At 65.9% G+C, this 13,738-nt stretch carries 9 protein-coding genes; 7 read left to right on the top strand and 2 right to left on the bottom strand.

The genetic code is table 11. The features are described from left to right. Nucleotides 1-63: 63 nt before the first annotated feature. The 4 genes from IB269_RS18465 (at nt 64) to IB269_RS18450 (ending at nt 4,176) form a co-directional block, all read left to right on the top strand. On the top strand, nt 64-1,782 hold the full coding sequence (locus IB269_RS18465; protein ID WP_192367921.1) for an FMN-binding glutamate synthase family protein: 1,719 nt from the start codon (nt 64-66) through the stop codon (nt 1,780-1,782). Nucleotides 1,783-1,896: 114 nt separating this feature from the next. Beyond that, nucleotides 1,897-2,175: a hypothetical protein gene (locus IB269_RS18460; RefSeq protein ID WP_013802944.1), complete on the top strand. Its 279-nt coding sequence runs from the start codon at nt 1,897-1,899 to the stop codon at nt 2,173-2,175. Nucleotides 2,176-2,192: 17 nt separating this feature from the next. Continuing rightward, complete coding sequence (locus IB269_RS18455) at nt 2,193-3,866, top strand: PepSY-associated TM helix domain-containing protein (protein WP_013802943.1); 1,674 nt, start codon at nt 2,193-2,195, stop codon at nt 3,864-3,866. After that, on the top strand, nt 3,859-4,176 hold the full coding sequence (locus IB269_RS18450; protein WP_192367920.1) for a DUF3325 domain-containing protein: 318 nt from the start codon (nt 3,859-3,861) through the stop codon (nt 4,174-4,176). The genes IB269_RS18455 and IB269_RS18450 overlap by 8 nt, the downstream gene beginning before the upstream one ends. A gap of 34 nt (nt 4,177-4,210) precedes the next feature. On the opposite strand, the gene IB269_RS18445 is transcribed toward IB269_RS18450, so the two are convergent. Both IB269_RS18445 and IB269_RS18440 read right to left on the bottom strand, forming a co-directional pair. Further along, nucleotides 4,211-6,478 (bottom strand): Ig-like domain-containing protein, encoded by a 2,268-nt coding sequence (locus IB269_RS18445; protein WP_192368200.1) that lies wholly within the window; start codon nt 6,476-6,478, stop codon nt 4,211-4,213. A gap of 205 nt (nt 6,479-6,683) precedes the next feature. Continuing rightward, nucleotides 6,684-7,022 carry a hypothetical protein gene (locus IB269_RS18440; RefSeq protein ID WP_192368217.1) on the bottom strand — a complete coding sequence of 113 codons (339 nt, stop codon included), beginning with the start codon at nt 7,020-7,022 and terminating at the stop codon, nt 6,684-6,686. Nucleotides 7,023-7,052: 30 nt separating this feature from the next. Here IB269_RS18440 and IB269_RS18435 point away from each other — a divergent pair, with 30 nt between their 5' ends. From IB269_RS18435 to IB269_RS18425, 3 genes are read left to right on the top strand one after another with little or no spacing between them, the layout of a single operon-like run. Then, nucleotides 7,053-9,242, top strand: coding sequence for an ATP-binding protein (locus tag IB269_RS18435; RefSeq protein ID WP_225614186.1), 2,190 nt, complete (start codon nt 7,053-7,055; stop codon nt 9,240-9,242). A gap of 4 nt (nt 9,243-9,246) precedes the next feature. Next, nucleotides 9,247-10,458 (top strand): EAL domain-containing response regulator, encoded by a 1,212-nt coding sequence (locus IB269_RS18430; RefSeq protein ID WP_192367918.1) that lies wholly within the window; start codon nt 9,247-9,249, stop codon nt 10,456-10,458. A gap of 20 nt (nt 10,459-10,478) precedes the next feature. Next, nucleotides 10,479-13,736, top strand: coding sequence for a hybrid sensor histidine kinase/response regulator (locus IB269_RS18425; RefSeq protein WP_192367917.1), 3,258 nt, complete (start codon nt 10,479-10,481; stop codon nt 13,734-13,736). Nucleotides 13,737-13,738 lie beyond the last annotated feature (2 nt).

The following is a 13,738-nucleotide window of genomic DNA, read 5'->3' as shown; positions in this document are numbered from 1 at the left end:
ACAGCGCGCCCTCGACGGCGCGGCATGCACAAGATCGTCAACACGCCCCCAAGGACCCACGCCATGTCAACGTCTGCCTCCCCGGTTCATCGCCTGCCCGCATGGGTGCCGCTGCGCTACACCACGTTCTGCCTGAGCCTGGTCGGCAGCGCGGGGCTGCTGGTGGCGGCGCTGGTGTGGGGCGGGCTGTGGTGGTGGCTGGGCTTTGGCGTGTGCGCCGCGCTGGCGCTGCTGGGCGTGCGCGACATGACCCAGGTGCGCCATTCGGTGCTGCGCAACTACCCCATCATCGGCCACCTGCGGTTTCTGCTGGAGTTCATCCGGCCAGAGATGCGGCAGTACTTCATCGAGTCCGACCATGAGGCGCTGCCGTTCTCGCGCGCCCAGCGCTCCCTGGTCTACCAGCGCGCCAAGGGCGATCCGGACAGCCGCCCCTTGGGCACGCAGCTCAATGTCACGGCCCAGGGCTATGAATGGGTGAACCATTCCATGCAGCCCACCAAGCTGGCCTCGCATGACTTCCGCATCACCATCGGCTGCGCCGATGAAGGCGCCTCGCCCTGCACCCAGCCCTACAGTGCCAGCATCTTCAATATCTCGGCCATGAGCTTCGGCGCGCTGTCGGCCAATGCCATCCTGGCGCTGAACAAGGGCGCGAAGATGGGCGGCTTTGCGCACGACACGGGCGAGGGCTCCATCAGCCAGCACCACCGCGTGCACGGCGGCGACCTGATCTGGGAGGTGGCCTCGGGCTACTTCGGCTGCCGCAACGACGATGGCAGCTTCAACGAAGATAAATTCATCGCCAACGCCACCGACCCGCAGGTCAAGCTCATCGAGATCAAGCTCAGCCAGGGCGCCAAGCCCGGCCACGGCGGCATGCTGCTGGGCGCCAAGGTCACGCCTGAGATCGCCGCCGCGCGTGGCGTGCCCGTGGGTGTGGACTGCATCAGCCCGTCCAGCCACAGCGCCTTCAAGACACCGGTGGAGATGATGCATTTCATCGCCCGCCTGCGCGAGAAGTCGGGCGGCAAGCCCACGGGCTTCAAGTTCTGCGTGGGCCATCCCTGGGAGTGGTTCGCCATCGTCAAGGCCATGCAGGAGACGGACATCACGCCGGACTTCATCGTGGTCGATGGCGCCGAGGGCGGCACGGGCGCGGCGCCGGTGGAGTTCACCGACCACGTGGGCGTGCCGCTGCAGGAAGGGCTGCTGCTGGTGCACAACACGCTGATCGGCGTGGGCCTGCGCCACCGCATCAAGATCGGCGCGGCCGGCAAGGTGATCACGGCCTTCGACATCGCGCGCATGATGGCGCTGGGCGCCGACTGGTGCAACGCCGGGCGCGGCTTCATGATGGCCCTGGGCTGCATCCAGGCGCAGAACTGCCACACCGGCCACTGCCCCACGGGCGTGGCCACGCAGGACGCGGTGCGCCAGAAGGCCCTGGTCGTGCCCGACAAGGCCACGCGCGTGGCCAACTTCCACGACAAGACCCTGCATGCGCTGCAGGAACTGGTGCAGGCTGCGGGCCTGGAGCACCCTTGCGACATCACGGCCCACCACATCGTGCGGCGCATCTCCGACACCGAGGTGCGGCAGCTGGCCAACCTGGTCCTGCGCGTGGAGCCCGGCGCGCTGCTGGGGCCGCTGGACAAGCAGCACAGCGTGTTCAAGCTCTACTGGCCGGGCGCCAGCGCCCACACCTTCCAGTTCGCGCCGCCCACGCTCAAGCCTTCTGCGCCCCAGGCCAAGGCGCAGGCGGCGGGCCAGGCGGCATAGAGACGCCACGCAGAGAAGACAGGCGCCACAGACCACAGCCGATTACAGGTTTTAACAACCCTCGGGGATAATGCGCCCCGAGAACTTGGTGCACAACTGTATTTTTCTGTGTAAATGAAAACTATTTTGGTTCGCATTGCGGCTGCCGTCTTCGGCGGCTATGCCTTCACCTGGGGCTTCATCGCCCTGGGCGTGGTGCTGATGTTTGCCGCCGGAATGGAGTTCCACGATGCCGAGCATCTGGGCTACATCCTCGGCTTCCTGGTGTTTCTGACGGTGTTCCTCTGGGCCTTTGCCGCCCAGAGCCTCCCGCGCGTCTGGGCCGTGCTGGCCGGTGGCGGCATTGTCATGACCGGCTGCGCATCGCTGCTCCAGCAGATGCTGCTGCCCTGATCCGGAGATCGCTTCCCATGTTCCAGAATTTCCGCCTTTCCATGGCCTGGCTGCACACCTGGTTCGGGCTGGTGCTCGGCTTCGTGCTCATGGCCGCCTTCTTCTTTGGCGCGCTGTCGGTGTTCGACCGCGAGATCGACCGCTGGGCCATTCCGGCTTCGCGCTTCGAGCCCACGCCCATGCCCTCGTACGACCAGATCCTCAAGCCGGTCTTCGAGTCCATGCAGCCCAATGCCCAGGCGCGCGAGGCCATGCGCGGCGAGGTCAACGGCCCGCTGCCCGAACGCTTCGACACGCCCCAGCGCTGGGGCGCCTACACCACGCACCGCGACCCGGTGCTGGGCCTGTTCGCCGGCTACGAGGTGGCCAACGCCAAGAAGCCCGAGACCCTGATCTGGGCCATGCGCACCATCGACCCGCGCAATGGCGAGTCCCTGCCGGACGACCACCTCAAGATCGGCAGCCAGTTCTTCTACCCGCTGCACTACAGCCTGACGCTCAACTGGATGGGCCTGGGCTACTGGATCGTGGGCTTTGCCGCACTCATCATGCTGGTGGCCCTGGTCAGCGGCGTGGTCATGCACCGCAAGATCTTCCGCGAGCTGTTCACCTTCCGTCCGAAGAAGGCCACCCAGCGCAGCGTGCTGGACCTGCACAACATGACGGGCGTGGTGGCGCTGCCCTTCCACTTCTTCTTCGCCTTCACGGGGCTGGTGATCTTTGCGGGCATCTACTTCCCCATCACCCACACCCAGCTGGAGCCGCTGCACGAGCTGCACGAAAAAATGGAGGCAGAGGAAACCGGCCTGCCGCACGACCGCGCCGGCGTGGCCGCGCCCGTGGCCTCGGTGGACGCCATGGTGGCCGAGGCGCAGCGCCGCTGGGCCGCCAAGGGCATGGCCGGCGACGTGGGTTTCCTGTCCGTCACCCATGTGGGCGATGCCAATGGCTACGTCAGCGTCTACCGCGCCGGCACCGACCGCATTGCGCTCACGGGCGAGGGCATCCACTTCAAGGCCAGCACCGGCGCGCTGCTGCGCGAAGACCCGCCGCGCACGGCCGTGGACAGCCTCAACACCTTCCTCACCGGCCTGCACCTGCAGCACTTCCGCCACTGGTTGCTGCGCTGGCTGTACGTGCTCGGAGGCCTGGCCGGCTGCGCCTGTATTGCCACCGGCTTCGTCTTCTTCGTGGAAAAGCGCAAGAAGCAGCACGCCAAGCAGGGCGTGCAGGGCGCGCGCGTGGTCGATGCCCTGGCCGTCACCACCGTCACCGGCATGCTGGTGGCCGCCCTGGGCATGCTGATTTCCAACCGCCTGCTGCCCGAGGCCATGCCCCAGGGCTGGCCGGGCCGGGGCGACATGGAGCGCTATTTCTTCTGGGCCGCCTGGCTGCTGGCCATGGCGCATGCCTTTGTGCGCAGCGCCCCCGTGGCCCGGGGCCTGCCCAATCCCGCCTGGCGCGAGCAGTGCTGGGCCGTGGCCGCCATGGCCGTCACGGCCGTGCTGCTGAACTGGCTGACCACGGGTGACCACCTGTTCAAGACCCTGGGCGCGGGCTACTGGCCCGTGGCCGGCGTGGACCTGTTCATGCTGGCCAGCGCCGTGCTGGCCGTGGTGGTGGCGCGCAAGCTCAAGACGCGCGCCGTGCCCGCCATGCCCTCGCGCGCCGCGGAGGTGGCCCATGTCTGATGGACTGATGGACGCACTGCTGCTGGCCGCCGCCTTTGCGGCATCGCTGGCCGGCATGGGCTGGTTTGCGCTGGCCAAGGACGTGCACTGGGAGCAGGTGCACGGCGACACGCCCCAGCCCGATGGCAAGGTCAGGCTGCTGCGCTGGCTGGGCGCTTCGGGGCTGGCCGCCTCGCTGGGCCTTTGCCTGGCGGTGGACCATGCCTCCATGGCCTCCCTGGTCTGGATCATGACGCTGGCCGCTGCCGCCCTGGCCATTGCCTTCACCCTGACCTGGCGGCCGAGCTGGCTGCGCTGGCTGCCGGCCTGACGTTTGCGCGGGGGCCTCTGCGCCCGCTGCAGGCTCAGGCCTGCCTTTTCCTCATCCTGCGGCTGGCCAGATAGGCCATGCCGCACAGCAGCGCCAGCATGCCGCCCTTGCCCAGGCCGGGAACGGCCTGGACATTTCCGGGGCCGGCACCGGGCCCTGGGTCCGTGCCCGGACCGGGGTCGGGATCGGTGCCCGGGCCCGGGTCGGGAGGATCGGCAGCGATCACCTCGATGGACACGGCTGCCGGTGCGGCAGCGCTCTGGTGCCCGTCGGATACCGTGAAGGCGAAGGTATCGGGCCCCGAGTAGCCGGCCGCTGGCGTATAGACCAGCGTGCCCGTCTGGGGATCGAAGCCGCTGATGCCGCCATGGGCGGGGCCGGCGGTGATCTCGAAGCGCAGCGGGTCCGACTCGAAGTCCGTGCCAGCGAGGGTGATGGACAGCGCCGTATCCTGCGGCGTCGTGACGGCTTGCGGCAGCGCCACGGGGGCGGCGTTGGCCGCCATTGCGTTGGAAAAGCGCGAGGTGTCGCCGGTGGAAATCCGGGTGGCGGTCGCCGTGACAGCGGCCTGGTCGCCCGGAGGCATGGCGCCCTTGAACGCCAAGGGCGCATGGCCGGAGGCATCGGTGGTCACGGTCTGCGAGCCCAGCAGAACCTTGCCGGCGGCGCGCTCCACCAGCCCGTCGGGCAGCCTGGGCGTCGAGAAATACTCGATGCGCATGCTCTCGTTGGCGACGCTGTCCAGCGTGCCGGACAGGCCGTCGGGCGTCACCGTGAGCAGCACCGGATCGGCAGGATCTCCGTTGGCCAGGCTGGTTCGTGCGATGCCTCCCTCGGTATTGCCGTAGATGGCATTGCCGAGCATGGAGACGCCCTTGACTTCGTCCCCCCGCAATCCCACGCCGAACAGCCTGTTGTGCGCAATCACGTTGGCATGTGCCGCGTCGTCACCGCCGACCAGGGTGTCATGGGCCTTCTGGAAAAAGGAAACGCCTTCCCCATTGGGCAGGGCGGTTCCCTGGGGACTGACGCCCACGTAGTTGCCCTGCACGAGGTTGTTCTTGCCGGCGCCCTGGAACTGTATGCCGGACGCCTTGCTGCCACCGACGATGTTTCCGCGCACGGTGACCTCGTCCGAATCCTTGATGACGATGCCCCATTGATTGGGCAGCATGGTGCTGGCATCCAGGCTGGTTCCCACGATATTCCCGGCAATCAGGGTATTCGAGTTGCGTGCGGCGTAGTTTCCATTCAATTCAATGGCCGTTTCCTTGTTTCCGGCAACCAGGTTGCCGTCTTCAGGGCCTGTGCCAATGCGATGTCCGCCTTCCGGCGAAAAGAATACGGCAATGCCTGGCCCATTGTTGGCAATCATGGCCGTGCCGGCTGCATTGGTCCCGACACGGTTGCGGGTCACCAGCGTGTGCGAGCCGGAAATGGAAATCCCGGATGAACCACCGGTTTCCCTGACATTGCCGGAGACGAGGTTGCTGTCGATCAGCGTGCCGGTAAATCCGGATGCCACGCTGATGCCGTTTCCCTGGTTTCCCAGCGCCACATTGCTGGTGATATCGGTGCCTATGTAATTTCCCTGAATGATGTTTTCTGTGCCGACGCCCGGCCAGGAAAGCCATACTCCGGAATTTTCCGCCGCGGAAATGACATTTCGTCCGCCAATATCCAGATTACCGATGCGGTTGCGGTTGCCGGAGTTGACAATAATGTTGTTGCGATTGCCCATGGCGACCGTTCCCGATGCGTCAACGCCTATATGGCAGCCCAGCACGGTGTTGCCGTCGCCTGTCACCGTCAGGGCCGTGCTGAAGCCGCCTATCGCCAGACCGCGCACCGTGATGGCGCCTGCCAGCTCAAGCCCTATACCGAACTCGGAGCTGCCTGCCTGCAGCGTGATCAGGGGGCGGCGTGGCAAGTGGTCCTCATAGCCGGGTTGCGTGCTGGCGTCCACCGTCAGCGATGTGGCCGGTGCAATGGGCTGCATGAGGCTGCCATTCCAGTTGCTTTGGGTGACGATGGTCTGCTCTCCCCCCGCACCGATGCTGAACTCGATGCGGTTGTCGCCCCCTTTGTTGCGGTTGGCGTTGGCGTAGGTGATGGCGTCGCGCAGGGAGCAGGGTCCCAGGCCGGTGCTGGCGCACGGGCCGCTTGCGTCGGCGGCGCTGTCCACCACGACGGTCCATGCATGGGCCGTGGCGACACAGCCTTGCAAGAGCAACGCCAGGGCGAGCAGGCGCAGCGGCCTGCTTGCCGGCCTGGTAGTGAATCGTTGCCTGTATATCCTCATTGCCATTTTTTACTTTCCCTGAAATGGGCTGCCGAAACGCATTCTGGATATTGCGCAATACATGATGTGAAATAGCGATGGCATTCTGCATGCGCGACGTCTGTGTTCAATATCACAGGGGGTGGTCAGAAACGGAGCAGCCTTTGTCGATGAATCAATCCGGCAATGATCTCCAGGGCATCGGAGTATTGGTTTAAGAATTTTCTTAAAGTGACAGGAATAATGGCATCTTCAAAGAGAGTTGACGATTTTCCGATGGCGGATCGATGCTTGAAATCGCTTTTTGGCGAGGCGGCGTGCAAGAGGTTTCATCATTAAGAAAATTCTTAGTCCAAATTCGCCCTTTGATTTCTAAGATTCGGCAATGCGCCAGTTTCAAGCTCTCTTGTTTTCTTCCAGATCGATACATCACAGGCTGTGCCTGTCCCTGGCACGGCGTGACTTGATGGCATTTGCACTGGCGATCATGGCCATGCTGGCCTGTGCCGGTCACGGCGGCAGGGACGCCGCCGCCCCGGCGACGCCATCGCGCAGCCTCGGTCATGTGCCCGTGCGAGACATTCAGTTGTTTTTCATGGACCGATGTTTCCTGCTGCTGGACGCTGCGGTGGGGGCCACGCACGCAGCCATCCACACGCAAGCCGGTTATGCCTGGCCGTGGCGCGCCAGCGCAGCGCAGGGCCAGCCCGGGCCGCTCCATTCACTGATGCAGGCAGGCCGGGCGCTTCCCGAATCCCTGTTGCTGCGCAAATCCGCGAACAACGCCGGATGGCTTGCAGACCGTTGGGAGCCCGCGCGGCAGCTGGTCAGGGCCCATGTCTGGCTGCTGCTGGGGTCCGTGTCGCTGGGACTTGCCTTCATGGCTGTTCTTGCATGGTGCGTGCGCCGGCTGCGCCGCAGCGTGCCGGCTTCGGCCTGGAGCCGGGCAGGCGCCTGCGCCGCCGGTGATGCGCTCTGCCGAAAGCTGCTGGACACGGCCCCCGTGGGCCTGGCGCTGGTGCGGTGCAGCGATCGCAGCCTGCTGCTGTCCAACGGACTGGCGCGGCAGTGGGTGTGCAGTGATTCTTCGTGGTTCGAGCATGCCGTTGCCGCGGGCGCGCAGCAGGGCCGGCGCGAGCTGGTGCTGGGAGACGGTCGGCTGGTGGAGGTCCGCACCACGCACACCAGCCACGCAGGCGAGCCGGTGGTTTTTTGCCTGGTCAGCGATGTGACGGCGCTCAGGCAGGCGCAGGCAGCGCTGGTCGATGCCAAGCTGCGCGCCGAATCGGCAAGCCAGGCCAAGACGCAGTTTCTGGCCACCATGAGCCATGAAATACGGACGCCGCTCTTTGGCATCCTGGGAACGCTGGAGCTGCTGGCGCTGTCCAGGGCTCCTTCCGAACAGACCCGCTACCTGGGGGCCATGCAGCAGGCGTCGGCCTCCTTGCTGCGCATCGTCAACGACAGCCTGGACCTGTCGGCCATCGAGGCGGGCCGGCTGCAACTGGAGGCCCATGCGTTCTCGGCCACCGAACTGCTCGACAGCGTGGCCGCGGGCCTGCTGTCGCGTGCCGAGCAAAAGGGGCTGCAGCTGTATGCCGTCTCCGATGTGAAAACGCCGCCCCTGCTGGTGGGCGATGCCTTGCGGCTGCGGCAGATCCTGGACAACCTGGTGGGCAATGCCATCAAGTTCACGTTCTCCGGCCATGTGGCCATCCGCCTGCAGGTGATGGGCGACAGCGAGGAAGGCACCGACCTGCGGTTCCAGGTGCAGGACACGGGCATCGGCATCGAGCCGGAGCAGCAGCCCTTCCTGTTCGACCCGTACTTCCGTGCCCATGCGGCCACGCAGCAGCAGGTCCAGGGCGCGGGCCTGGGTCTGTCCATCTGCCTGCGCCTCAGCCAGGAGATGGGCGGGCGGCTGACGGCCGCCAGCCAGCCGGGACTGGGGACCTGCGTGTCATTCGAGCTGCGCCTGCCGCGCGAGAGCGCGGCAGGCTATGAGGCGGTGCCCAGCCTGTTGCCGCACACCGTCTACGTGGATGGCGCCATTCCGGAAGTCGTGCACAACCTGTGCGCCTGGCTGCGGCATTGGGGCGCCATGGCCCAGCCCTACCGGGAGCAGGTGCAGGGCCCCAATGAACAGGCGGTGCTGGTGCAAGCCTGGCCACGGTCGGTGCGCCGTCCGCAATGGACGGGCAAATGCGTTCTGGCGCTGGCGCCGGGCGAGGTCCCCCGCGAAACCCTGCAGGCCCGTGTGTGGGAAACCAGCATGCCTGGCGTGCTGGCCGTGGGCCAGGCGCTGGGCATGGCCCAGCAGGGCATTGCGCCGGGCGCGCGCCCTGACCTGTACGCCGCCGTTCCCCAGGTCCACGAGCCGATGGGGCTGAGTGTGCTCATCGTCGAGGACAACCCCATCAACAGAATCATCCTGCGAGAGCAACTGCAGGTGCTGGGCTGCGAGGTCCAGCAGGCCAGCAATGGGCAGGACGCGCTGTCCATGCCCGGCCTGCTCGAATTCGACGCCGTTCTCACCGACCTGCACATGCCGCTGCTGGACGGTCTGGCCCTGGCGCGTGCGCTCAGAAAGCGTGGCTACGGCCGCCCGATCGTCGGGCTGACGGCCAATGCCCAGCCGCAGCCGCAGACGCAAACGCAGGCGCAAGGGCAGGCGCAAGGGCAGGGCGACGGACTGCCGGCCGGCTTCGACAGCCTGCTGTGCAAGCCATTCACGTTGGCGGTGCTGCGCACCACCCTGAACCACATCAAGCAATGCAGGAACTGATCCCATGCTGTCGACATTCAAAGTACTCATTCTTGACGACCACGCCCTGTGCTGCGAGCACACGCGCAGCCTGCTCATGGAGGCGGGAATCGTGGACACGCACATTGCCTGCAACGCACGCGATGCCTTGCAAATGCTGCGCGATGGCGGATTCCACCTCGTCATCACCGACCTGAAAATGCCCGACATGGACGGCCTGCAGTTCATCAATGAACTGAGCCAGCGCGGCCTGCATCCCATGCTCGTCATATCCAGCTCCTGCTCGCGCCGGTTGATGAACAGTGTCAGTCTCATGGCCAAGGAGTCCGGCTTTTCCGTCATCGGGATGTTTCAAAAGCCGTTCGGTGCGGACCATGTCCAGGTCCTGGCCAGCCAACTCAGGTCCTTGCGTGCCTACGAGAGGAAAAGCGCTCCAGGGATCAAGGAGCGGCCGATTTTCGCCAAGGCACACCTGATCCAGGCGCTGGAGGAGAAAACCATACAGGCCTGGTTCCAGCCCAAGAAATCCCTGCTCACGGGCCACACCGTCGGTGTGGAAGCGCTGGCACGCTGGAACGATCGGCAGTTCGGCTTCATGATGCCGGGCTCGTTCATGTCCGCCATCCGGTTCCATGGCCTGGACCATGCCTTGCTGGTGCGGATGATGGAAGACGCCATGGCAGCGCACCTGGCCTGGCGCAGTTCGGGATATGTGATTCCCGTATCCGTCAACCTGCCGATACCGTTGCTGGACGATATCGGGCTGCCGGATGAGTTGCACGGCATGGCGGCCCGGTGCGGCATCGCTGCGGAGAACATCACGTTCGAGCTGCTGGAGGACCAGGCCGTCGGCATACCCGCCAACTACTACATGTGCGCGAGCCGCCTGCGGCTCAAAGGCTTCGGCCTGGCCCAGGATGACTACGGGCGGGGTTACAGCTCGATGTACAGCCTCATCTCCACGCCCTTCACCGAATTGAAGATCGACCGGGCCTTCGTGGCCGGTGCGGCAGGTGACGAGGTGCGCACTGCGGCCTTGACGTCGTCGGTCCAATTGGGGCGGCAACTGGGCCTGACGGTGACGGCGGAAGGGGTGGAGACCACCCAGGACCTGGAGTTGCTGCGCAGCATCGGCTGCGATTGCGTGCAGGGATATCTGCTGTCCGCCGCGGTGCCCGCCAGCGAATTTGCCCTTATGCTGGCATCCGAACCCCGACACCAAGGCAACCCCACCTGACCCAAGCACGCAAGGCGTCCATGCCCGACTCCCCGTTCAGCAAGATCACACGCACCACACGCTGGCAGAACCGGGTACTGTTTGGAGTGCTTCCCCTTGCGATCTTCCTCATCGCCGTGCTGCTGTGGGGCTCTGAGAGGATCTTCGAGCAGGAGCAGGGCCGCCTGGCGTTGAACTTCTCCGCCATCGTCGGCTCGCTGGACGAGCAGGAGATCTTTCTTCGGCGGCTCAAGGGCCGCAACGAGTCCTGGAAAGCGCTGCCGGACCAGAGAGTAGCCACCATCGTCGACGTGCCCGCTCCTGCGCAGGCGGACTACCGCATGTTCCGTGGCCGCGAGGCCATCGGCGGCATTCCCTTTTCACTGCAATGCTCTGCGCGCGCGGCCTGCGACACGCTCCCGGACCGGCTTTTCTCGCTGGGCAGCTCCCTGGCCGCAGGCTATTCGTCCTTCTGGGCGGGCTCCTACTTCCCGGCAGCCGCTGCCTTCTTCACCAAGGAGGACGGGGCGATCAGCATCGGCGTGCCGGCCATCGACGTGCCCATCGGCAACGAGAGCGTCACGCAGGAAATGTTCGACAGCACGATTGCCGCCGTCAAGGCGCATCTGCGGGCCAGGGCCGCCGATGCCCGGCCTGGCGCCGGCTCCACGGCGCCGGCGCAGGAGATCGTCTGGTTCCGGTCGCCCCAGTTCCCGGAAAAGATGATCGGCATGGTCGCAGCCGGCTTTTCAAGCCATATCGATGCCGGCGACGAAGCCGCCACAAGCCCGATCTACGCTGCCATCCTTTTCAGCCGCCAGCGCATCAGCGCCATAGAAAGATCCATCCATACGCTGCCCAGGCATCTTTTCTGGCTGGAGCACCGGGATTTCGGCGTGCTCATGGGCACCGGCCCGGTGCCGCAGGTGGACGAGGCGGGGATGCGGTACACGCGCAATGGCCTGATCCTCAAGACCGAGGATGCCTCCGGCCGGTGGACCGGCTACTACCAGGTGGACTACGCCACGTTTTTCCAGGGCCGGCTGTTCGCGCCCTCTGCCGGCCTGGTGCTGGCCCTGCTGCTGAGCCTGCTGGCCGGTATCGCCTATACCCGCTGGTTCAACCGCAAGGTGATTGCGCCTGCACAGGAAGCGCAGCGGGTCATCGTCGAGAGCAACCAATTCAACAGGACGCTGATCGAAACCGCCCCCGTGGCTGTCTGCCTTGTGGCCTACGGCAGTGGAAAGATCATCTTCAGCAACTCGCTGGTGCAGGAGTGGCTGCACTCGGCCGATGGCTACCTGCGCCCCGGCTCGCCGGAGAACAGGGCGGCGCTGGATGAAATTGTCCACGCCAGGGCCGCAGGAACCATGGAGCAGCTGGTCACCGCGCAGGGCCGAACGCTTTACGTGGCCTACGCGCCCACCCGCTACCTGGGCCAGGATGTGACGCTGTGCGTGTTTGCCGACGTCAGTGCGCGCGCAGAAATCGAGAGCAATCTGGAGCGGGCAAGAATCGCGGCGGACGAGGCCAACGAGGCAAAGTCCACCTTTCTGGCGACCATGAGCCACGAGATCCGCACGCCGCTGTATGGCGCGCTGGGCACGCTGGAGCTGCTGGGCTTGACCGAGCTCACGCAGTTGCAGCGCAAGTATGTGGACCGTATCGAAGCCTCCTCGTCCATCTTGCTGCAGATCATCAGCGACATCCTGGACACCAGCAAGATCGAGGCGGGCCAGTTGCAACTGGAAAAGGCCCCGTTCAATCCCCGGGAGCTGGTGCAAAACTGCACCAGCTCCTATGCCGCCATGGCGCAGCAAAATGGCCTGCTGCTGTTTTCCTGCGTGGACGCGCAGGTGCCCGAGTCGGTGCTGGGCGATGCGGTGCGCATCCGCCAGATCCTGGGCAATCTCATCAGCAATGCCATCAAGTTCACGGAGGCCGGCCATGTGATCGTCCGCCTGCGCAGCGTGCCGGGCACGGCCTCCCAGGTCCGGCTGGTGTTCGAGGTCTGCGACACGGGCGTGGGCATAGAAAAATCCCTGCATGGCGAGCTTTTCACGCCCTTTTATCTCGTCAAGAACAGCAGCCGCACTGCCCGTGGAGCGGGCCTGGGCCTGTCCATCTGCTGGAGCCTGGCCCGGATGATGTCCAGCTCCATCGAGGTCTGGAGCGAGCCCGGCCTGGGCAGCCGGTTCTGGTTCGAGCTGGGGCTGGAGACCGTCGCGCAGGAGGAGGAGGCGCCCGAGCTCAAGGGTGCCCGCATCGCGGTGCGCACTCCCCACCCGGAACTGACGGACAACATCTGTGCCTGGCTGCAGCGCTGGGGCGGCCAGGCCCGCGCGGCGGGCGCCGCCCCGGTGGCCGCGGACAAGGATGAACTGCTGCTGGACGTCCTGTTGCCGGCGGACAGCCCCGCGCCCGGATGGACCGGGCCGCACCTGAACCTTTCCTCGCCGGACAACCGGGGCATCGACGGGCACAACGTTATGAGCATCGGCTTGGGCATTGCGCAAGTGCTCGGCGGCGCACAGCGCTCGGCCGGCTCCGGCTCCGATCTGCCCCTGTTCGACCTGCGCGTGCTGGTCGCCGAGGACAATCCCGTCAACCAGGTGACGCTGCGCGGCCAGCTCGAGAGCCTGGGCTGCGAAGTCACGGTCGCCGACGACGGGGAGGAGGCGCTGGCGCTGTGGGACATCAGCCCGCACGATCTGGTGCTGACGGACGTGAACATGCCCTACCTCAACGGCTACGAACTGGCGGAGCGGCTGCGTGCGGAGGGCGTTGCCTGCCCCATCGTCGGCGTGACCGCCAATGCCATGCTGGACGAGGAAAACCGCTGCCTGAATGCCGGCATGAATGCCTGGCTGGTCAAGCCCATCCCGTTGCGCACGCTGGTCCGCACCCTGGAGAAGTTCGCGCCGAAAAAGCGGCTCCGTCCGGCGCCTGCCCAGGCCGGCACTCCGGTGGTGGATACCCCGCAGCCTGCGGCCCTGTCGGAGCCCAATGTGCTGCAGACGCACCGGCAGGTCTTCGTGCAGTGCATGAACGAAGACATCGCAATGCTGGCCCGTGGCCTGGCGGAGCGCCGGCCCGACCTGGCCGCGCAGGCGCTGCATCGCATGCGCGGCGCCTTGCTGCTGGCCAGGATGCACGAGCTTGCCGCGCGCACCCAGTCGCTGGAGGACCAGCTCCCGAACGGCACCCGGGAGCCCGGCCTGCAGGCCGCGCTGTCAGTCCTGCTGGCCGACCTCTTGGCCGACCTTCGCGCCATGATGGCGCAATTGCCCCAGCCCTAACC

The organism is Delftia sp. DLF01 (genome assembly GCF_014852125.1).
GTDB lineage: Bacteria > Pseudomonadota > Gammaproteobacteria > Burkholderiales > Burkholderiaceae_C > Comamonas > Comamonas acidovorans.
The sequence above is the reverse complement of the archived record's forward strand: the minus strand, read 5'-3'. Positions and strand labels throughout refer to the sequence as shown.

Excerpts from the sequence above, each read along its gene's own strand:
- IB269_RS18465 (WP_192367921.1), top strand. The coding sequence starts at position 64 with ATGTCAACGTCTGCCTCCCCGGTTCATCGCCTGCCCGCATGGGTGCCG.
- IB269_RS18460 (WP_013802944.1), top strand. The coding sequence starts at position 1,897 with ATGAAAACTATTTTGGTTCGCATTGCGGCTGCCGTCTTCGGCGGCTAT.
- IB269_RS18455 (WP_013802943.1), top strand. The coding sequence starts at position 2,193 with ATGTTCCAGAATTTCCGCCTTTCCATGGCCTGGCTGCACACCTGGTTC.
- IB269_RS18450 (WP_192367920.1), top strand. The coding sequence starts at position 3,859 with ATGTCTGATGGACTGATGGACGCACTGCTGCTGGCCGCCGCCTTTGCG.
- IB269_RS18445 (WP_192368200.1), bottom strand. The coding sequence starts at position 6,478 with ATGAGGATATACAGGCAACGATTCACTACCAGGCCGGCAAGCAGGCCG.
- IB269_RS18440 (WP_192368217.1), bottom strand. The coding sequence starts at position 7,022 with ATGACCGAGGCTGCGCGATGGCGTCGCCGGGGCGGCGGCGTCCCTGCC.
- IB269_RS18435 (WP_225614186.1), top strand. The coding sequence starts at position 7,053 with ATGGACCGATGTTTCCTGCTGCTGGACGCTGCGGTGGGGGCCACGCAC.
- IB269_RS18430 (WP_192367918.1), top strand. The coding sequence starts at position 9,247 with ATGCTGTCGACATTCAAAGTACTCATTCTTGACGACCACGCCCTGTGC.
- IB269_RS18425 (WP_192367917.1), top strand. The coding sequence starts at position 10,479 with ATGCCCGACTCCCCGTTCAGCAAGATCACACGCACCACACGCTGGCAG.